Origin of the sequence: Denitromonas iodatirespirans (genome assembly GCF_018524365.1) — a bacterium.
Classification (GTDB): domain Bacteria; phylum Pseudomonadota; class Gammaproteobacteria; order Burkholderiales; family Rhodocyclaceae; genus Nitrogeniibacter; species Nitrogeniibacter iodatirespirans.
Map to the genome: position 1 here is coordinate 86,207 of NZ_JAEKFT010000016.1, position 17,836 is coordinate 104,042.

Annotated in this window: 21 protein-coding genes; 15 read left to right on the top strand and 6 right to left on the bottom strand. The window is 65.8% G+C overall.

What is annotated here, in order from left to right:
• Positions 1 to 6: 6 nt before the first annotated feature.
• Entirely contained in the window at positions 7 to 798 is a 792-nt protein-coding gene (locus I8J34_RS14610; RefSeq protein WP_214362358.1) for an outer membrane lipoprotein-sorting protein, read from the top strand.
• 30 nt (positions 799 to 828) lie between these two features.
• Positions 829 to 1,962: a hypothetical protein gene (locus I8J34_RS14615; RefSeq protein WP_214362359.1), complete on the top strand. Its 1,134-nt coding sequence runs from the start codon at positions 829 to 831 to the stop codon at positions 1,960 to 1,962.
• Here the strand turns inward: I8J34_RS14615 and I8J34_RS14620 are convergent.
• The 3 genes from I8J34_RS14620 to I8J34_RS14630 all read right to left on the bottom strand — a co-directional run bounded on the left by I8J34_RS14620 (position 1,945) and on the right by I8J34_RS14630 (position 4,429).
• Entirely contained in the window at positions 1,945 to 2,640 is a 696-nt protein-coding gene (locus I8J34_RS14620; protein ID WP_230411848.1) for a response regulator transcription factor, read from the bottom strand. The genes I8J34_RS14615 and I8J34_RS14620 overlap by 18 nt on opposite strands.
• 171 nt (positions 2,641 to 2,811) lie before the next feature.
• Positions 2,812 to 3,294 carry a DUF4411 family protein gene (locus tag I8J34_RS14625; protein WP_214362360.1) on the bottom strand — a complete coding sequence of 161 codons (483 nt, stop codon included), beginning with the start codon at positions 3,292 to 3,294 and terminating at the stop codon, positions 2,812 to 2,814.
• Positions 3,281 to 4,429, bottom strand: a complete 1,149-nt coding sequence (locus tag I8J34_RS14630; RefSeq protein WP_214362361.1) for an ImmA/IrrE family metallo-endopeptidase — start codon at positions 4,427 to 4,429, stop codon at positions 3,281 to 3,283. The genes I8J34_RS14625 and I8J34_RS14630 overlap by 14 nt, the downstream gene beginning before the upstream one ends.
• Before the next feature lie 221 nt (positions 4,430 to 4,650).
• On the opposite strand from I8J34_RS14630, the gene I8J34_RS14635 reads away from it, so the two are divergent.
• Both I8J34_RS14635 and I8J34_RS14640 read left to right on the top strand, forming a co-directional pair.
• Positions 4,651 to 5,253 carry a peptidoglycan recognition protein family protein gene (locus tag I8J34_RS14635; RefSeq protein WP_214362362.1) on the top strand — a complete coding sequence of 201 codons (603 nt, stop codon included), beginning with the start codon at positions 4,651 to 4,653 and terminating at the stop codon, positions 5,251 to 5,253.
• The gene (locus I8J34_RS14640; protein WP_214362363.1) at positions 5,244 to 5,654 is read left to right on the top strand and encodes a hypothetical protein; all 411 of its coding nucleotides are present in this window, start codon (positions 5,244 to 5,246) and stop codon (positions 5,652 to 5,654) included. The genes I8J34_RS14635 and I8J34_RS14640 overlap by 10 nt, the downstream gene beginning before the upstream one ends.
• 185 nt (positions 5,655 to 5,839) lie before the next feature.
• On the opposite strand, the gene I8J34_RS14645 is transcribed toward I8J34_RS14640, so the two are convergent.
• Positions 5,840 to 7,108 (bottom strand): ethylbenzene dehydrogenase-related protein, encoded by a 1,269-nt coding sequence (locus tag I8J34_RS14645; protein ID WP_214362364.1) that lies wholly within the window; start codon positions 7,106 to 7,108, stop codon positions 5,840 to 5,842.
• Between the two features lie 655 nt (positions 7,109 to 7,763).
• Here I8J34_RS14645 and I8J34_RS14650 point away from each other — a divergent pair.
• From I8J34_RS14650 to I8J34_RS14665, 4 genes are all read left to right on the top strand, one after another.
• A complete protein-coding gene (locus I8J34_RS14650; RefSeq protein WP_214362365.1) occupies positions 7,764 to 8,720 on the top strand; it encodes a DMT family transporter in 957 nt (318 codons plus the stop codon).
• Between the two features lie 73 nt (positions 8,721 to 8,793).
• Positions 8,794 to 9,366, top strand: coding sequence for a TetR/AcrR family transcriptional regulator (locus I8J34_RS14655; RefSeq protein ID WP_214362366.1), 573 nt, complete (start codon positions 8,794 to 8,796; stop codon positions 9,364 to 9,366).
• 43 nt (positions 9,367 to 9,409) lie between these two features.
• Positions 9,410 to 9,697 (top strand): YciI family protein, encoded by a 288-nt coding sequence (locus tag I8J34_RS14660; protein ID WP_214362367.1) that lies wholly within the window; start codon positions 9,410 to 9,412, stop codon positions 9,695 to 9,697.
• Between the two features lie 39 nt (positions 9,698 to 9,736).
• Positions 9,737 to 10,348, top strand: a complete 612-nt coding sequence (locus I8J34_RS14665; RefSeq protein WP_214362368.1) for a DNA-3-methyladenine glycosylase I — start codon at positions 9,737 to 9,739, stop codon at positions 10,346 to 10,348.
• A 61-nt stretch (positions 10,349 to 10,409) separates the two neighbouring features.
• Here I8J34_RS14665 and I8J34_RS14670 read toward each other — a convergent pair whose 3' ends face one another.
• Positions 10,410 to 11,387, bottom strand: coding sequence for an alpha/beta fold hydrolase (locus I8J34_RS14670; protein WP_214362369.1), 978 nt, complete (start codon positions 11,385 to 11,387; stop codon positions 10,410 to 10,412).
• A 204-nt stretch (positions 11,388 to 11,591) separates the two neighbouring features.
• On the opposite strand from I8J34_RS14670, the gene pqqA reads away from it, so the two are divergent.
• The 5 genes from pqqA (at position 11,592) to pqqE (ending at position 14,925) form a co-directional block, all read left to right on the top strand.
• Positions 11,592 to 11,666 (top strand): pyrroloquinoline quinone precursor peptide PqqA, encoded by a 75-nt coding sequence (pqqA, locus tag I8J34_RS14675; RefSeq protein ID WP_214362388.1) that lies wholly within the window; start codon positions 11,592 to 11,594, stop codon positions 11,664 to 11,666.
• A 49-nt stretch (positions 11,667 to 11,715) separates the two neighbouring features.
• Positions 11,716 to 12,630: a pyrroloquinoline quinone biosynthesis protein PqqB gene (gene pqqB, locus I8J34_RS14680; RefSeq protein ID WP_214362370.1), complete on the top strand. Its 915-nt coding sequence runs from the start codon at positions 11,716 to 11,718 to the stop codon at positions 12,628 to 12,630.
• An 18-nt stretch (positions 12,631 to 12,648) separates the two neighbouring features.
• Positions 12,649 to 13,422: a pyrroloquinoline-quinone synthase PqqC gene (gene pqqC, locus I8J34_RS14685; RefSeq protein WP_214362371.1), complete on the top strand. Its 774-nt coding sequence runs from the start codon at positions 12,649 to 12,651 to the stop codon at positions 13,420 to 13,422.
• Positions 13,419 to 13,688 carry a pyrroloquinoline quinone biosynthesis peptide chaperone PqqD gene (gene pqqD / locus I8J34_RS14690; protein WP_214362372.1) on the top strand — a complete coding sequence of 90 codons (270 nt, stop codon included), beginning with the start codon at positions 13,419 to 13,421 and terminating at the stop codon, positions 13,686 to 13,688. Before pqqC ends, pqqD begins: the two co-directional genes overlap by 4 nt.
• A gap of 109 nt (positions 13,689 to 13,797) precedes the next feature.
• Complete coding sequence (gene pqqE / locus I8J34_RS14695; protein WP_214362373.1) at positions 13,798 to 14,925, top strand: pyrroloquinoline quinone biosynthesis protein PqqE; 1,128 nt, start codon at positions 13,798 to 13,800, stop codon at positions 14,923 to 14,925.
• Between the two features lie 78 nt (positions 14,926 to 15,003).
• Here pqqE and I8J34_RS14700 read toward each other — a convergent pair whose 3' ends face one another.
• The gene (locus I8J34_RS14700) at positions 15,004 to 15,699 is read right to left on the bottom strand and encodes a YceI family protein (RefSeq protein WP_214362374.1); all 696 of its coding nucleotides are present in this window, start codon (positions 15,697 to 15,699) and stop codon (positions 15,004 to 15,006) included.
• 106 nt (positions 15,700 to 15,805) lie between these two features.
• Here I8J34_RS14700 and I8J34_RS14705 point away from each other — a divergent pair, with 106 nt between their 5' ends.
• The gene (locus I8J34_RS14705) at positions 15,806 to 17,047 is read left to right on the top strand and encodes a cation:proton antiporter (protein WP_230411849.1); all 1,242 of its coding nucleotides are present in this window, start codon (positions 15,806 to 15,808) and stop codon (positions 17,045 to 17,047) included.
• A 43-nt stretch (positions 17,048 to 17,090) separates the two neighbouring features.
• On the top strand, positions 17,091 to 17,699 hold the full coding sequence (locus I8J34_RS14710; protein ID WP_214362375.1) for a hypothetical protein: 609 nt from the start codon (positions 17,091 to 17,093) through the stop codon (positions 17,697 to 17,699).
• The last annotated feature ends 137 nt before the right edge of the window (positions 17,700 to 17,836 follow it).

Here is a 17,836-nt window from a genome sequence, read left to right on the forward strand (position 1 = left end):
CCGCTGATGCTGGCCCTGATCCTTGCCAGTGCATCACCGGCGGCCCGATCGGCCGACACCTTCGTTGCCGACGAAGCCGGCTTGGCGTTGATGCGCCAGTCCGAACAGCAGACCAAGAGTCGGACGGAGCGGTCTGTCTATCGCATGATTCTTGAAGCGGCCGATGGCAGTGTCGTGCAGGAACGGCGGATGAGTCTCTACTTCCGCCGCGCCGACGAGGACGGCGCACCGGTCGAGCGGACCTTGATCCGCTTTGAACGGCCGGCATCGTTGCAGGGCACCGGGTTGCTGGTGGTCGATCGGGGCGAATCGGCGAACGATCTTTGGCTCTACATGCCGGCCAACCGCCGTTTGCGGCGCCTTGCCGGCGCAGAAAAAAGCAACTGGTTTCTGGGTACGGAGTTCACCCACGAGGATTTCGAGGACTACAAGATCGAGCACTACGCGTTTTCGGCCCCGCGCGACGCGCCGTGTGGCGCGTTGCAGTGCCGAGTGGTGGAGGCGCGGCCCTCGACCGCGCTGGAGCAGGACGCCTCGGGTTATACCGGCAAAACCTACTGGCTCGAAGCGCAAAGCCTGTATCCGGTGCTGATCGAGTACCACGCCAAGGGGGGTATAAAGGGAAAACGGCTGGAAACGCGTGGGCTGGAGAAGCTGGGTGACTACTGGCGACCCAGTGAGTACGAGATGCGCAATCTCGACAACGGGCAGGTCACGCGCATGCTGATCGAAAGCCGTCAGCTCGACCTGGATCTGGACGTCGAATACACCACCAAGCGATTCTTGCGGGGCGGGTGAGTGATGCGGCGGCAAAGGCCGAAGCGATGGGTGCTTGCCCTTGTCCTTGCCAGTGCGAACGTTTTGGCGCAGACGAACCTTCACGGTGAGTTGCGCACGCGGGTGGACCACTACGCGTCGCGCGACGACAACCAAGGTGGGGCGCTGACGGGGCGTTTGGAGGGACGCACCGATCTGTTCGGCGGGGTGCTGGCTGGTCAAGCTGAGCTGTCCCGGCAATGGATGGATGGTCATGCCCACCAAACGTCGGTGCTCCGGGAGTTGTCGTGGACCTGGCGAGATGAGCGGTGGCGCGTCTCATTGGGGCGGCTCATGATCGTTCGCGGCCGTGCGGATGGCTTTCGGGTGCTCGACATACTGGTACCGGTGGATTCGCCCGACCAGTTCCACGAAGACGCCGAACACGCCCGGGTCGGCGCCTGGGGGAGCGAGATCGAATACGACACGGGGAACGGCGAACTCGGGCTGTGGTTGTCCGCCGACCGCCATCTGGACCGCTTTCGGCCGCCCGGCGACGATTTGCCCCACCGCCCGCGAAAGGCGTCGGGTGAAGGGATGAGTCCGCTCAGTGTCGCGCTGCGCTGGAGCGGGCGAGCCGACGCCGCCGAGTACACGGTGATGGCCTACCACGGCTTATGGCGTCAGCCCTTGCCTGCCCAAGTGCTTGATGCCGGCTGGAATGCCGCGCGCGTCGTCATGCTCGGCGCGTCGTTCGACGTGCCGGTCGGTGCGCTGGTGTTGCGTGGCGAGGCAGCCAGGATGGCCTACGATCTCAAGGGCGCCGACCTGGGGTTGCCACAAGCGCGTGCGCTGATCGGGCTCGACTGGTTGCGAGGCAGCCTCATGCTCAGTCCCCAAGTGTTTGCCGAACGCAATGATCGCGGCGACGGCGCAGGCCCGCGTTGGCGCTATAGCGCGTCGATGTTGGCGGAGACCCGCTTGATGCAGGATCGCCTGCATCTGCGCTACTTCGGGATTGTCGAGGGCGAAGGGGGAGGGCGGTGGCATTCGGCCCAGATCGGCTGGTTGATGAGAAACAACCAGCAATGGCGTGTCCGTGTGGATCATTTCGATGGCGACCGAACGGCGGGTCTGGGGCTGTTTTTCAAGCGATCGAGAGCGTCGGTTGAATGGGTGATCCCCTTTTCAGTTCTGGGCCCCTGAGTCTGGCGGATCGCCGGTGGCCAGTTGAAAACGGACGGACAGCGTGGCCAGTTGGGCGCGCCTGCGGCATCCGGTCTTGGCCGACAAATTGCTCAGGTGATTGCGCACGGTGTTGGGCGACAGTCCAAGCTCGCGGGCAATTTCCTTGTTCGTGAGCCCCTTGGCGACCAGCGCGACAACCTCGATCTCCCGTGGCGTAAACGCCACCGGCGCATCGCGCCATGTTGTGGCCGGATCGTTGGCGTCGGTGGCTTTCCGGCTTCGGGTCAGCACACTGTCCAAAGTGCTGTGAAGCAAGGCTTTGTCGACCTCCTGGAGCTGCCAGGATGGGCTGCTGACGACGAGAAAGGCGATCTGGTCGCCGACGAGGGTGTGGCCGTCGAGCGCCAGGATGCGCGGTGGCGGCGTGCGATTGAGCAAGCGCGAACCCACACAGGCGCATGGACCGATATCGATTACCAAGGGGTGGCCGATCGTTCGCCAAGTGCACAACAGCAGTGCGCACTGACCAATCAATTGATTGCTGCTCTCATGGACGCCGCCTTCCAGAAGCGCGGCTCGACGGATGTCGACACCGCCCTCACTGAGATCCGCGAAACCCAGGCAGAGAAAATCGTACGGTTGCATCGGGGCCAAGGCTTTGCGCAGGAACGCCGCATCGAACTCGCGAGAGCTCATGTGATCCGGGGTTGGGGCTGCTATGGTTCTGCTCATGCGCGGAAATGTGCCTGTCAGCGACTATGCCAGTGTCAATGCGCCATCTTATCAGTGGCACGCGTGGCAATACGCGAACGCTCGGTCAGAAATCCCGCGAAATTTGTCCAGAGTTCCGCAGGGGGCTGCTTACGTCTATCCGTTAAAAACGGCTTCTGAGCGCTTGAGATACAGGAGGTAGTCGAGCGAGGGAACCTTGACGGTATCCATCTTGCAAACGGCGGGAATCTTGTATTTGCGTTTATGTGCGGCTAGGACTGCCTGGACGGCCTCGTTCGTGACGAGTTCGACGTCGTGGATCTTGGCTGTGGCGATGATGATGAGATCGTTCTCATCGACTCCGCTGCCATACCGATCTTCTTCGATTTCCAACAGATCCTTGATCCGCATGGCCTCAAGAAGGATCGCTTCGGTTACTGGCAGTTTTTGCAGACCAGCCTCCTTGAGCCAGTTCACGCATTCCGGCACTTTATGCCCAACTTCCTCGACTGCCACTTCAGACATCTGGATCACGCCCTGTGCTACTCGATCCGCCATCCAGTTCCAAAGCGCCGGAAACTGCGCAATGGGATAGTTATCCCACGCGTGGATCATGGACGACGCGTCAAATACCTGCATAGTGCCGTTCCAACTCGTGCAGGTCGCTAATCTTCAGATTGTCGAGGTAGGTGCTCGCCTTGGTCAGCGAGATGCGGCGCGAATTGAGGGCATCGAGTACAGTGCGCACATAGCCGTCGCCAAAAATGTGCTTGGGCTCACGATTGCGATACGCGCGGCTGCCCCCTGTCTTAGGCGGTAGTTCGCGCGTTGCCCACCATTGCCGATAGGCCGCGTATTGAGCTTTTGGCAACCGCCCGACGTCGACGAGACGGCGCAGGATCACCTCTCCGCTCACGCCCCAAGCCTTGCGCTGAGGTGCGAGCCAGTCGTCCAACATCGCGACTTCATCTGGGCGTTCATCGTCGCGGATGCTCAACAAAAACGCTTCCGGGACGAGCAGGTGACCCGCAAAGGCGTTGGCCTCCTGCTCCGCACCAGCATGCGAGTGAAGATCGCTCTCGTCGTCGATCGAACTCGTTTTGTGTAGCAGCAGGTGCCCTAGCTCATGCATCAGCGTGAAAGTCTGCCGCGCGTCCGAGTCCTGCTTTTTGACGAAAATCACCGGACAGGTCGGGTCATACAAAGAGAATCCCAGAATCGGACTTTCCTTGGCGATTTGCCATTGGCCTTGGTAGCCGTTGCTCTGAAACACCAGCAAACCACGCGCTTCGAGGGCCGCGCGGTAGCTGTTGAAATCATTCCGGTCGGCCAATCCAAGCCATTGGCGCACGGTTTGAGCCGCCTCAGCAACGCTGAGCCCGACAAATTTGGGTGGCGAGAAACGAACAACGTCCTCTGGATCGAGTTCCTCCCGCAGGGCCATATAAATGGTGCGTTGGTGCTCGACCCGCTCAATCAGCAGTTTCAAGCGAGCCGACAACTCCGGTTTCTGGTTGGCGAGAGTACGGAACTGAGGGGTGTGAGCCGTGGTTTCGTCCACCGGGCCCGGCGCCAGAAAGAACAGCGTGCCGCGTCCAAAGAAGGCCGCCAGCTTGCGCAATTGGTTAAAGGTGAGCCCCGCCTCACCATCTAGCACCTTGGTCAGCGTCGCTGGCGCAATATCAACCTCGCGGGCGAGTTCGTCCCGCGTCATGCCACGGTCGGCAAGACACCAGCCGATGCGTTCCAGATTGATCGATTGGATGCGTTCCATCCGGCGATTATATGGGCTGTGACGCACTAAGCCTACGCTTCAGCTAGCACTCGGGGGGCAAGTCTTGAAACACCATGTCTTGCTACCCAAGAACGGAAGGAAATCGGTGGAGAGCCATGTGATCGAGTGTTGTCAGCCGAAATGACGAAAAGTTTGCTTGCTTGAAAAAAGTTGAATGGCATAATTTTTGGCGCTCTTGATCGCGCCACCCAGGAGGCCCCATGTCGTCATTCGACGCCGCCGGAATGCTTGTTTCGCCCAAAGTGCAGCACCAGCGTTATTCGCACATCGAGCATGGCGCGCTGCAGCGCATTCGCGCCATCGTGGTGCACCAGACCGATTCGGGGTCGGCGCAAGCCACCTTCAACGCCTACGCGGCCGGTGGCAATGGTGCGCATTTTTTGATCGCCAAGGATGGGCGGATCATACAGACGGCCAGCATCAAGATGCGGTGCTACCACGTTGGGCGGCTGATCAAGTCGCGTTGCCTCGAACTCAAGGGCGCGGCGTGCAAGGACGCGGCCATCGCCAAGGCCACGGCATTGGGTTGGGCGGCGCGTATCAAGGCCATCGACCAGATCGAGCGGCAGAAGGCGTACCCCGACCGCTTTCCGGTCAATAGTGATTCCATCGGGATCGAGCTGGTGGGCCGCCACCTCGACAGCGCAAGCTATGAGCCGCTCACGCCGGCACAGCTCAACAGCCTGCAGTGGCTACTCGACCAGCTCTACGCACACCTGTCGCGCGACAGTGGCGATGTGTTCAAGCACCCTCAGGTGTCCTACAAAAACCCCGGCGAGGCGGCACGCGCGCAATGGCAATGAAGCTCACAACCGGCTTGGTAGTCGCCCTCCTCACGGCCGCTTGCGCCAGCACCTCGGCACCGCTCGATACGGCCGGTCTGTCGGCGGTTTTCGTCAAGGACTTCACCTCCTCCGAGCCGACCGCATGCACCACCGCCGATGTCGACCTGACGCATAGCGAAGCACACGCTTTTTTCAAACGCGCCCGCCAACTCGATGCGCGCACGTTGAGCGACAACTACCCGGTCGCACCGTGCCGGATCGAGGGCACCTTGAAGGCGGGCAAGCGCCTGTGCGACTGGCAGATCAGCGCTGCGGCGACGGGTGTCATTCGTTGTGATGGTGCGCAGTGGTTCTTTGCCTGCGACGATTGCGAGGATTTGTTCGCCCCGGCGGCAAGCGCGCCCGCCAGAAAGCCCTGAACTTGCACAGGCCGACAGGCGAAGCGTCTGTCGCCAAATGGCGCCGGCTTCGTCTGCGTGCCGCAGGCATTGGGGCAGGCGCCGTGACTGACGACCCCGCCGTGAGCACCGCTGATGCCTGAAAGGGCGCGGCCGCGGCGGGTCGTGTCGGGTGACACTGCCGCGGCAACCGGGCTGTTGTCGGGTCACGGCACCGTCACGGCCGGGATCGTGCCTCCGGCGCCGACGCTCAATGTGAGCGGGAATGAAACGTGGTGGAAGCGGGTGGTGACGTTGTCGTCATGCACTGCAAAACCCACGGTATAGACGCCGCCCGCCTTGAGGATCTTGTCGTCCTCCGGATGGCCGGTGTCGAGCTTTCGGGTCCACAGCAGGGTCCACGTTCCGTCCTTCCAGGTCCCCCACGCGTCGGCGTTGTCTGCCGCCGACCCCGATGCGTCGGCGCGGGAAAGTATCCGTCCGGGCAGGACGTCGCCTTTCTTCCAGCCCGCTTTCGGGTCGTAGGCAACGGCGTTTTCCTCACGGATGATCGCGTGCGGTTTTGCGGCGCTGCCGATGTCGTCCATCGTGATCGCCTTGAGCCCGACCTTGCTCGCGTCGAACATGAACTTCGGGGTCATCGTTTTGCGGTCGACGTTCCAGCTGAATGGCCCCTTGCCGGCGTCGAACAGGCGATATTCGAGCACATAGCCGTCATCGGCCATGCCCACCGGGTTGCTGCGCGCGCCGCGCCACTGCATCAGGTCGACGAACTCGCCCGCGGCCTTGAGTTTGGCGATCTCTTCGGCCGGCTTGGTCTTGTCCCATCCCGCCATCTCGGCGGTACGCGTGTTGGGTAGGTATTTGCGCACGTCGGTCTGTTTCAGCGCGCCACCGAGCAAGGCATGTGCTTGTACCTGCGCTTTGGTGGCCTCGTCGGGCATGTCGCGCATGCCGTTGTGGCAACTCAGCCAACAGCCCTGATGCTTGAACAGCGGAATCTTGCCGTCGTCGATCATGATCGCCAAGCGGTCTTCATACAGCGGCGGCTCGGCACCGGTGCGTACCTTGTCTTTCGAGCGCGGCCCGCCGACGAAGGCCCATTTCTCGCCGTCGTACAGCATGTAGTCGTGCATCTGCCCGGCGCGATCCATCTGCGTTTTCCACTCGAATCGGAGATAGAGGTTTTTGGCGTCGTGGGCGGCCTGGACCTTGAGATCGATCGAACCGACCTTGCCGGCGATCGGTGTGGGCTCCAGTCGTCCACCCTTGACGATCGTCTTGCCGAGTTCGTCCTCCTCGCCTTCATGACACGACATACAGGGTTCTCCCGCCTTGACTCTCTTGTCGGCACGTCGGTGGGCTGGACTCCTGACCCAGTCGTAGCTGGCCTGTCCCGGGTAGAACAGCTTGACGGTGTGCACCGGGACCTTGGCCCAGTCGGCGGGCGGCGCGGACCAAGCCGGCATCGGCATGGCTACCGCCAATGCCGCGATCGTTGCGCCGCACGACAAACCCGTTGCGCATGTACTCATTATTGTTCTCCTCCGTGAAACGGCACGACACACGGCACGCGGGGCCTGTTCGCGACACGCCACCCCGCCAGGCCTTCGCCAGATGCGTTGAAAATTCAGTATAGGAACGGTGTCGCCAAAGACCATGTCGAAGATCTGGTTATTCGGTTCGCGCCGGCCCCGCCGCTCATGACGGCATGATGGCCCTGGTGCAATCGTGCCGGCTTTGTCTGCCTGTCGTCGGCGGGGGGGCTGCGCTGTGGCCAGGTCTTGACTTCCACCGTCCGTCGTATGTCGTGGGTGTCTGCCCGAACTGTTTTGCCTAAATGTCGACCAGACTGAGCCTGTCGTGGCCCGTGGTGGCGTGATCTACTCGCGGTGTCCCCGGATGCGCCGCGCATTGTTCGAGCATGGCCGCAGGCCGGGTCGTTGAACCGCCCGGATGCTCGGGCACACCACAGAGACGCGTCATGCTCCCCTGCAACTCCGCCCCGGTCCGCGCCTGCGGGCCGCGCTTGCGTCATCCGACGCTGGCGATGTCGTCGATCCTTTTCCTGGCCGTGTGCGCGGTTTGGAACCCCACGGCGGCTGTCGCTGACGACATGGAGGCCCAGTCATGACGCGGGCTGCGCAAGCGGCGGCACAACCGCCCGAACATCGCCCCGGTGTGGCCGACGACCCCGCCGTGAGCGCCGCCGATGCCTGGAAGGGCGTGGCCGCAGCGGTGGTGGTGGTGTTGTGCTGGTCGGGGTTCAACATCGTGTCGCGCTTCGGCAGCACGGGCGCATTCACGCCCTTCGACATGGCGGCCTTGCGCTACGCCGTGTCGGCCACGTTGACGCTGCCGTTTTTCATCCGCGACATTCCGGTGGCGCACTATCCACGCTACTTCACGTTGGCGCTCTTCGGCGGCCTGGGCTATGCGCTGTTTGCCTACTCGGGCTTCGTCTTCGCACCGAGCACGCATGCGGGGGTGTTCGTCAATGGCGGCATTCCGTTCTGGACGGCGGTGCTGCTGGCGCTGACCACCGGGCTGCAGCGCTCGCGCAAGATCGTGCTGTCGTTGTTGCTGACGACTACGGGGCTGGTGCTGATCAGCGCCGAGAGCCTGTTCGCGCCGCTGGCGCGCGGGCAGTGGCTGGGCGATGTGCTGTTTCTGTGCGCGGCGGCCTCGTGGGCAATATTCGGCCTGCTGGTGCGGCGCTGGCAGCCGGGCGCGCGCAATGCGGTGGTCGGCATTGCCGGGATGTCGGCAGCGATCTACCTGCCGATTTATGTTCTCTGGCTGCCCAAGACGATCCAGTCTGCCGGCTGGGGCGACCTCGTGCTGCAAGGCATCTACCAGGGCATGGTGGCGGCGCTGCTGGCCGCCGGCATGTATGCCTATGCCACTGCGCGGCTCGGTGCCAGCCGCGCGTCGATGGCGCTGGCACTGGTGCCGGCGGTGTCCGCCATCGGCGCCTACGTTTTGCTGGACGAGCCGATCTCGCTGCTGGCCGGGGTGGGCATTGTGGTGGTGTCTGCTGGCGCGGGGTTGGGCGCCTGGGCGCCGCGGCGCAAGGTGGCGGTTTGAGTTGGTGGCGCGCTTGACGTCTTAGGACGGATGTCCTACTGTGCATTAGGTCAACCGTCCTAATGCACGCACGATGACATCTCCCTCCACCCGCGAACAGATCGTCGAGGCCGCCGACCGGCTGTTCTATGAGCACGGCTACGCGCGCACCTCCTTTGCCGACATCGCCGGCGCGGTGCAGATTTCGCGCGGCAATTTCTACTACCACTTCAAGACCAAGGACGAGATCCTCGATGCGGTGATCGCGCTGCGCCTGGCCAACACCCGCCGGATGCTGGCGCAGTGGGAGGCGGCCGACCCGCAGCCGGCGGCGCGCATTCGCAGCTTCATCCACATCCTGCTCGCCAACCGCGCCAAGATCATGCGCTACGGCTGCCCGGTGGGCACGCTGTGCGGCGAGCTGGCCAAGCTCGATCACGTGGCCCAGGCGGCGGCCGCGGACATCTTCACGCTGTTTCGCGAATGGCTGCGCGGCCAGTTCGAGCAGCTCGGCCACGCCGCCGAGGCCGACGCGTTGGCCCTGCATGTGCTCGCCCGCAGCCAGGGCGTGGCCACGCTCGCCGCCGCCTTTCATGACGAAGCCTTCATTCGCCGGGAAGTCGATGCCCTGTGCGACTGGCTCGATACCACGCTGGGGCGCGCCTGAGCGGCCCGGCGCGACCTTCACTCTCTGTCAAAGGAGCCCGACCATGTTCGTGGTACTGCTGCGCTTTTCCGACAACAAGGCCCGCGCCGCCGAGCTGATGGCCGCCCACAATGCCTGGATTCAGCAGGGCATCGACGACGGTGTGCTGCTGCTGGTGGGCAGCCTGAAACCCGCCGCGGGCGGCGCATTGCTCGCCCATGGCGTATCGCGCGCCGACCTCGACGCCCGCGTGGGCCTGGACCCCTTCGTGGCCGCCGGCGTGGTGCGCGCCGAGATTCTCGAGATCGCGCCCAATCGTGCGGATGCGCGGCTGGGCTTTCTGCTCGACTGAGGCCACGACCCGACACGACCTCACACGACGAGAGCGACGATGAGCAAGACGATTCCCGGCCCCGACGGCCAACCGCGCTGCCGCTGGTGCGGCGCTGCGCCCGAGTTCTTCGCCTATCACGACACCGAATGGGGCTTTCCGGTGGATGACGACCGGCGCCTGTTCGAAAAGCTGTGCCTGGAGAGCTTCCAGTCCGGCCTGAGCTGGCGCACCATCCTCGCCAAGCGCGACAACTTCCGCCGCGCCTTCGACGGCTTCGATTTCCACCGCATCGCCGGCTACACGGAGAGCGACGTCGCCCGCCTGCTGGCCGACGCAGGCATCGTGCGCCATCGCGGCAAGATCGAAGCGGTGATCAACAACGCTCGGCGTGCGCAGGAACTGGTCGCCGACGAAGGCTCGCTCGCCGCCTACGTTTGGCGCTTCGAACCCGATCCTGCCACCTTGGCCGAGCCCCAAACCGCCTCCACCTCCGACGCCTCGATCGCGCTGTCCAAGGCACTCAAAAAACGCGGTTGGCGCTTCGTCGGCCCCACCACCGTGCATGCCTTCCTGCAAGCCATGGGGCTGATCAACGACCATGTCGAAGGCTGCGTGACCCGCGAACGGGTCGAGGTGGCGCGGGCGGGGTTTGTGCGGCCGGGGGGCTGAGGGCTGAGTCTTTAAGCCTTTGCTGATGTCATTGGGGGTCGCTTTTTCTCATCCGCCCAATTCATGACAATCGATTGATCGCGAGCAGGCTCGAAGGGGGCTCCCCCCGGCCAGCGGCGAAGCGCCCGGTGGTCTCGACCAGCGCGGCCGCCATGGCCGGCGCAAACGGGCTGTGGCCGCAACCGTCGATCAGCTGCAGCGTGCTGCCGGGGCAGGCGGCGTGCACCGCGCGGGCGTTGTCCGGGTGGCAGATGCGGTCCAGCGTGCCGTGCAGGATCGCTACCGGCAGCCCGGCCAGCGCGGCAGCGGCGTGTCGCCACCAGCCGTCTTCCAGAAAACAGCCGTGCTGCAGGTAGTGCGCCTGCACACGGTATTTGTCGATGGCGGCGGCCAGCGCTTCGCCGGTGGGCGGGGCGAAGGGGGCGGCGGGGCCGTTGTCGAGGGCGTTCTCCCAGGCCATCCAGGCGCCGACGAGGGCGGCCTGGTCGGCGGGGCGGGCGGCGAGCAGGGCGGTGGGCACCCAATGGGCGAGTTTGGCGCGCGCGCCTGGCGGGGCGAGGGCGGCGAGGCGGGCATGGATGGCGGGGGCGTGGCGCTGGCCCTCGTCGAAGAAGCGGCGCAGATCGTCGGCCGAGGCGAGGAAGACGCCGCGCAGGATCACGCCGAGGCAGGCGCTGCGATGCGCGGCGGCATAGGCGAGCGCCAGCGTGGCACCCCAGGAGCCGCCGAACACCAGCCAGCGGTCGATGCCCAGGTGCTGGCGGATGCGCTCGATGTCGGCCACGAGATGCGCGGTGGTGTTGTGCGCCAGGGCGCCGCGCGGGGTGCTGCGGCCGCAGCCGCGCTGGTCGAACTGGATGATGCGGTAGCGCGTGGCGTCGAAGAACTGCCGGTGCGCGGCGGCCATGCCGCTGCCCGGCCCGCCGTGCAGACACACCACCGGCAGGCCGTCGGGCGCGCCGCTTTGCTCGACATGCAGGCGGTGGCCGTCGCCGACGTCGAGGGCGAAGACGGACCAGGGATCGGGTGTGGGGGCCATGGCGTTCATGCTAGTGCGCGGCGCGGCGATTGTCTTCACTGTTGTAGGGCGGGTTTCAACCCGCCATCGGTGTGGTGTCCGCCTCATGAAAATCTGTAGGCACCGATCCACATTCCACGGATGTGGCAATGGCCGCGGGCCGGCATGCTGGGCTCACGTGGCGCCAAGTTGCCGCGACACGCCTACAACCTCAGGAGACACATCATGAAATGGGAAACCCCGACCGCCACCGACTTCCGCTTCGGTTTCGAAATCACCATGTATATCGCCGCGCGCTGAGCCCGGCCGGGGCCGCGGGCAGCGCTCGCGGTCCCTTCGGTGACACATCATGAAACTACGCGTTCTCGGCGCCGGCGCCGGCGGTGGCTTTCCGCAGTGGAACTGCAACTGCCCCAACTGCGCGGGCCTGCGCAACGGCACGATCCGCGCCACGGCGCGCACCCAGTCGTCGATCATCGTCAGCGGCGATGAGGAGCACTGGGCGCTGTTCAACGCCTCGCCCGACATCCTCACGCAGATCCAGCGCTGCCCGGTGCTGCAGCCGGGCCGGGCGCTGCGCGACACCGGCATTGCCGCCATCGTGCTGATCGACGCGCAGATCGACCACACCACCGGCCTCTACATGCTGCGCGAACACCGCCAGCCGCATGCGCTGTGGTGCACCCGCCCGGTGCGTGACGACCTGAGCACCGGCAACCCGCTGTTTCGCGTGCTCGAACACTATTGCGGCATCGACTGGCACGAAATCGCCCTCGGGCAGGACTTCGCCATCGACGCCATCGCCGGCCTGCGCTTCACCGCGCTGCCGCTCACCAGCAACGCGCCGCCGTATTCGCCGCGGCGTGACCGGCCCGAGCCGGGCGACAACATCGGCGTGACCATCACCGACACCCGCAGCGGCCGCCGGCTGTTCTACGCGCCCGGCCTGGGGCAGATGGAAGACGCGGTGTGGGCGGCCATGCAGGCGGCCGACGTGGTGCTGGTGGACGGCACGCTGTGGACCGACGACGAGATGATCCGCCTCGGCGCCTCGGCCAAGACCTCGCGCGCCATGGGCCACATGCCGCAGTCCGGGCCCGACGGCATGATCGAATGGCTCGACCGCCTGCCGGCGAGCACCCGCAAGATCCTCATCCACATCAACAACACCAACCCCATCCTCAACGAAGACAGCGCCGAGCGCGCCGAGCTGGCGCGCCATGGCATCGAAGTGGCCTTCGACGGGATGGAGATCGCGCTGTAAGGCGCCCGAGGAGTCCGCATGAAGCACGACGACATCCCCACCCCGCACCTGGCCGCCATTGCCGGCGAGGCGCCGTGGAGCACTGACGAGTTCGAAGCCCGGCTGCGCGAGAAGGGCACCAGCTACCACATTTACCACCCCTTCCACGTGATGATGGCCGAGGGCAAGCTGACCCAGGCGCAGCTGCAGCGCTGGGTGGCCAACCGCTATCTGTACCAGGTGGCGATCCCGGTGAAGGACGCCAACATCCTCGCCAACTGCCCCGACCGCGACATCCGCCGCGAGTGGATCCAGCGCATTCTCGACCATGACGGCTACGCCATCGGCGGCGTGCAGGACGACGGCGGTATCGAGGCGTGGATCCGGCTCGGCGAGGCGGTCGGCCTGAGCCGCGACGATGTGGTCTCCGAGCGGCTGGTGTCGCCGGCGGCGCGCTTCGCGGTGGACGCCTATGTCACCTTCGCCCGCCAGCGCCCCTGGCAGGACGCCGTGGCCTCCAGCCTCACCGAGCTGTTCGCCCCGCACATCCACCAGCAGCGCCTCGACACCTGGCCCGACAAGTATCCGTGGATCGAAACCGGCGGCCTGCAGTACTTCCGCAACCGCCTCACCCAGGCGCGGCGCGACGTGGCCCACGGCCTGCGCTTCACGCTCGACTACTTCGGCCAGAACCGCGCCCTGCAGCAGCGTGCGCTCGACATCCTGCAGTTCAAGCTCGACGTGTTGTGGTCGCTGGCCGATGCGATCATGCTGCAGGCGTGCGAGATCGAGATTCGCGGACCGAAAGCATGAACACCGACGCCGACCACCCCCGCCTGTCCGCCCACTTCCGCATGCAATGGGAAGAGGCGCAGCAGGCCTGGGTGCTGCTCTACCCGGAGGGGATGGTCAAGCTCAACGCCAGCGCGGCGGAGATTTTGAAGCGCTGTGACGGCAGCCGCGACGTGCCGGCGCTGGTCGCCGAGCTGGAGCGCACCTTCGAGGCGACCGGGCTGGAGGCCGAGGTGCGCGCCTTTCTCGACATGGCGCGGCAACAGCGGTGGGTGGCGGACACATGAACACCCGTAGGGCGGAAGAGCGAAGCGTCATCCGCCAATCCGTCTCAACGTCGAAGCGGCGGATGATGCCGCGTTGCGGCGCTTCCGCCCTACGGCAAAGGACGACACCATGACCGCCACCGACCGCCCCGGCCCGCCGCTATGGTTGCTCGCCGAGCTCACCTACCGCTGCCCGCTGCACTGCGCCTTCTGCTACAACCCGGTCGATTTCGCCCGTACCCGGGCCGAGGATGAACTCGACACCGAAGGCTGGCTGCGCGTGCTGAACGAAGCGCGTGCGCTGGGCAGCGTGCAATGCGGTTTTTCGGGCGGCGAGCCGCTGGTGCGCGACGACCTCGAAATCCTCGTCGCCGAAGCCCACCGGCTCGGCTACTACACCAACCTGCTCACCTCCGGCGTGGGCCTCACCGAGGACCGTGCCGAGGCGCTCAAGGCGGCCGGGCTGGACCACATCCAGCTCTCCTTCCAGGACACCACGAAGGAACTCAACGACTTCCTCTCGCACACCCGCACCTTCGACCTCAAGCAACAGGTGGCCGGGCGCATCAAGCGCAATGGCTGGCCGATGGTGATGAACTGCGTGATCCACCGCCTCAACATCGACCACATCGGCCAGATCATCGACATGGCGGTCGAACTGGGCGCCGAGTACCTGGAACTGGCCAACAGCCAGTACTACGCCTGGGCCAAGCTCAACCGCGACCAACTCCTGCCCTCGCGAGAACAGCTCGAGCGCGCCGAGCGCATCACCAACGAATACCGCGCCAAACTCGGCGACAAGATCCGCATCTTCTTCGTGGTGCCCGACTACTACGAAAACCGCCCCAAGAAGTGCATGAACGGCTGGGGCAATGTCTTCCTCACCGTCACCCCCGACGGCACCGCGCTGCCCTGCCACACCGCGAAAATGCTGCCCGGCCTGAGCTTTCCCAACGTGCGCGAGATGGGCGTGGGCGAGATCTGGTACGACTCCGAAGGCTTCAACCGCTACCGCGGCGACGGCTGGATGAGCGATACCTGCAAGGCCTGCCCCGAGAAGGAAAAAGACCTCGGCGGCTGCCGCTGCCAGGCCTTCATGCTGGCTGGCGATCCCGCCGCCACCGACCCGGTGTGCGACAAGTCCCCGCAGCATCAGGTGGTGCTCGACGCCGTGGCGCGCGCCCAACTGCCCGGCGCCGGCACCGCCGCGCCGCTGCTCTTCCGCGACCCCAAAGCCTCACGCCGGCTGGCGCCGTAGGGCGGAAAAGCGAAGCGCCTTCCGCCGAATGTGAAGGCTCAACCGTCGATGTGGCGGAAGGCGCTTCGCTTTTCCGCCCTACGGCTGGCGTGTCGCCACGATCCGCATGCGCACCGTCACCGCATCGGCCACCTGCAAGGCGCCGCCGAGCACCGACATCGGGGTGATGCCGAAATCGGTCTGGCGGATGTCGAAATCCGCCGTGGCGGTGAACGAGTCGCCATCCCGCGCCACCGTCACCGGCATGTCCACATCGCGCGCCACGCCGCGCAGCGTCAGGCGCACCGTCACTGTCGGCGTGGGCAGGGCGCCGCGCACGGCCACCGCGTCGATCCTCACCTCGGGGTGATGCTCGGCATCGAGCACGCGCTCGCCCAGCATGTTGCGCCGGGTGCCGGCCACCGCCTCGGCCGAGGGTTGCACCGCGAAGTCCTCGCCCTCATCACGCCGCGCCTCGGGCGGGTCGACCTCGAAGGCCGCCACCGGCAGGCGCAGTGAAAACTGCGTGCGGGTGAGATCCGGCGCCAGCGCGATCTCGCCCTCGATCTGCCGTGCCACGATCACATGGTTATGCCCCAGCGTCGCCAGCCGCCCGGCGCGGTAGACCACGAAGCGCACAGCGGAGCGTTCGCCCGCCACCCGGTAGTGCGCCGCTTCCGGTGTGGCGACCGCCAGCGGTGCCACGGGCGCGCGGGTGTCGGCGGGCAGGGGCGGGGCGGGCGTGGTGCAGGCGGCCAGCCACAGCGGGAGCAGGAAGATCAACAGCAGTCGCATCGTGGGGTTTCCGGTTGCCGTCGCCGGTTGGCGTCGGCCATGCATGTCGGTGACGCGTGGGTTCACATAGGATGATGAACCCATGATCTGGATTTGATAAGACGTCATGACTTCGATGACCAACGCCAACTGGTTCCTGCTGGTGGGCGCCCTGCTGCTGACGATGGGCCTGGGCGCGACAGTGCTGCGCCGCCTCCCCGCCACCTCGGCACTTCTCTACCTCGCGGTCGGCCTGGTGGCCGGCCCGTCCGTGCTGGCGCTGTTCCATTTCAACCCCCTCAAGCAGTCCGCGCTGTTCGAGCTTCTCACCGAAGCCGCCGCGCTGGTCTCGCTGTTTGCCGCCGGCGTGAAAATGCCGGTGCCCTTCTCCTTTGCCCGCTGGCGCACGCCGATGCTGCTGGCCTTTGTGTCGATGACCGTCACGGTCGCGCTGGTGGCCGGCTTCGGCGTGACGGCGTTGGGCTTGCCCTTGGGCGCAGCGATCCTGCTCGGCGCCATCGTGGCGCCGACCGACCCGGTGCTGGCCACCGACGTGCAGGTGCGCCACCCCGGCGACCGCGACCGCCTGCGCTTCACGCTCACCTGCGAAGCGGGCATGAACGACGGTAGCGCCTTTCCCTTCGCGATGCTCGGGCTGGGCCTGCTCGGCTTGCACGAGCTGGGCGACGCTGGGGTGCGCTGGGTGCTGGTCGACGTGCTGTGGGCGACCGGCGCGGGGGTGGCCATCGGCGTGGCCGGCGGCACGACGCTGGCGCTGGCGGTCGACCGCTTCCGCCGCGCGCGGCCGGATGTCGAGCTGCTCGGCGATTTCCTCGGTCTGGGCCTGATCGGCGCGGTGTATGGCTTGAGCGTGCTGGTGGACGCCTGGGGCTTTCTGGCCGTGTTCTTCTCCGCCGTCGCCCTGCGCCAGACCGAGCGCAAGCTGGCCGAGCGGGCGGCCGGCCAGCCCGGCGCGCCGCTGAGCGAAGCATCGCTGATCTTCAAGGAGCACCTCGAACGGCTCTCCGAGCTGGTGCTCATCCTGCTCATCGGCGGCATGTTGTTCGTCGAGTCCTGGAGCTGGCGGGCGGTGGGCTTCACCGCCTTCCTGTTCCTGGTGGCGCGGCCGCTCAGCGTGTGGATCGGGCTGGCGGGCACGCGCACGCCATGGTCGTTGCGGCGCATGGCGGCGTGGTTCGGGGTGCGCGGCATCGGCTCGCTCTACTACCTGATGTTCGCCATCCAGCAAGGGCTGCCGGAGGCGCTCGCGCTCGAACTGATCCACCTCACGCTGGTGGTGGTGACGCTGTCGATCATCCTCCACGGCATCAGCGTCAAGCCGATGATGGGCCGCTACGACGCCGCGTGATGCCGGCATTGCCCGCGGCGCCAATGCCCCGGACAATGCCGGCATGGACACCTACCTGCTACTCATCGTCATTGCACTGGGCGCCTTCGCCCTCAAGACCCAGGACCAGCGCCGGCGCATCGCCCTGCTCGGCAGCCACCTGCAGAACTACCAGATCGAGCACCTGATGGAGAGCCTGTCGGACGGCTACCTGCGCGCGCTCGATGCGGACGACCCGGTCCGCCGCGAACAGGTGTGGGGGCTGATGGCGGCCAAGGAAGTCGACCTCAACGCCCAGTTCCAGCGCCTGGCCGCCGACATCGGCCGCGTCGAGCCCGCCGCCGCGCGCGTGAGCACCTTTCCGCTGGCCATTCCCTTTGCCGATCGGCTGTTCCCCGCCGCCAGCTTCCCCCTGCGCGAGGCCTTCGCCATCCACGCCCGCGGCATCGACCGCGCCATCCAGAACGCCGACGGGCTCGACCCCAAGGCCAAGGCCTTCCGCCTGAGCGCCGAAATGTTCCTGATGCAGCATACCTGCCACTGGTTCTGCCGCAGCAAGGCCGTCGCCTCCGCCCGCCTGCTGGCTCGCCACAAAACCACCTACGAGCAGGTGCTGGCGGCCGTCTCCCCCGACACGCGCCGCGCCTACCTGGCCCTGATCGGCAAGGCGTAGGCACGCGTCGCCCGGATGCAGCGCCGCGGAATCCGGGCTACAACACCATCGCCCCACCGGATACACCGGCACCGATACCCACAGAGCGCGTAGCCTGGATAGAGCGAAGCGAAATCCGGGAGCAGTGATTGATCCCG

Excerpts from the sequence above, each read along its gene's own strand:
- pqqD (WP_214362372.1), top strand. The coding sequence starts at position 13,419 with ATGAACACCGACGCCGACCACCCCCGCCTGTCCGCCCACTTCCGCATG.
- pqqC (WP_214362371.1), top strand. The coding sequence starts at position 12,649 with ATGAAGCACGACGACATCCCCACCCCGCACCTGGCCGCCATTGCCGGC.
- I8J34_RS14635 (WP_214362362.1), top strand. The coding sequence starts at position 4,651 with ATGTCGTCATTCGACGCCGCCGGAATGCTTGTTTCGCCCAAAGTGCAG.
- pqqB (WP_214362370.1), top strand. The coding sequence starts at position 11,716 with ATGAAACTACGCGTTCTCGGCGCCGGCGCCGGCGGTGGCTTTCCGCAG.
- I8J34_RS14660 (WP_214362367.1), top strand. The coding sequence starts at position 9,410 with ATGTTCGTGGTACTGCTGCGCTTTTCCGACAACAAGGCCCGCGCCGCC.
- I8J34_RS14670 (WP_214362369.1), bottom strand. The coding sequence starts at position 11,387 with ATGGCCCCCACACCCGATCCCTGGTCCGTCTTCGCCCTCGACGTCGGC.
- I8J34_RS14610 (WP_214362358.1), top strand. The coding sequence starts at position 7 with ATGCTGGCCCTGATCCTTGCCAGTGCATCACCGGCGGCCCGATCGGCC.
- I8J34_RS14650 (WP_214362365.1), top strand. The coding sequence starts at position 7,764 with ATGACGCGGGCTGCGCAAGCGGCGGCACAACCGCCCGAACATCGCCCC.
- I8J34_RS14705 (WP_230411849.1), top strand. The coding sequence starts at position 15,806 with ATGACTTCGATGACCAACGCCAACTGGTTCCTGCTGGTGGGCGCCCTG.
- I8J34_RS14710 (WP_214362375.1), top strand. The coding sequence starts at position 17,091 with ATGGACACCTACCTGCTACTCATCGTCATTGCACTGGGCGCCTTCGCC.
- I8J34_RS14655 (WP_214362366.1), top strand. The coding sequence starts at position 8,794 with ATGACATCTCCCTCCACCCGCGAACAGATCGTCGAGGCCGCCGACCGG.
- I8J34_RS14620 (WP_230411848.1), bottom strand. The coding sequence starts at position 2,640 with ATGAGCTCTCGCGAGTTCGATGCGGCGTTCCTGCGCAAAGCCTTGGCC.
- I8J34_RS14640 (WP_214362363.1), top strand. The coding sequence starts at position 5,244 with ATGGCAATGAAGCTCACAACCGGCTTGGTAGTCGCCCTCCTCACGGCC.
- I8J34_RS14665 (WP_214362368.1), top strand. The coding sequence starts at position 9,737 with ATGAGCAAGACGATTCCCGGCCCCGACGGCCAACCGCGCTGCCGCTGG.
- I8J34_RS14645 (WP_214362364.1), bottom strand. The coding sequence starts at position 7,108 with ATGCCGATGCCGGCTTGGTCCGCGCCGCCCGCCGACTGGGCCAAGGTC.
- I8J34_RS14625 (WP_214362360.1), bottom strand. The coding sequence starts at position 3,294 with ATGCAGGTATTTGACGCGTCGTCCATGATCCACGCGTGGGATAACTAT.
- I8J34_RS14700 (WP_214362374.1), bottom strand. The coding sequence starts at position 15,699 with ATGCGACTGCTGTTGATCTTCCTGCTCCCGCTGTGGCTGGCCGCCTGC.
- pqqE (WP_214362373.1), top strand. The coding sequence starts at position 13,798 with ATGACCGCCACCGACCGCCCCGGCCCGCCGCTATGGTTGCTCGCCGAG.
- I8J34_RS14630 (WP_214362361.1), bottom strand. The coding sequence starts at position 4,429 with ATGGAACGCATCCAATCGATCAATCTGGAACGCATCGGCTGGTGTCTT.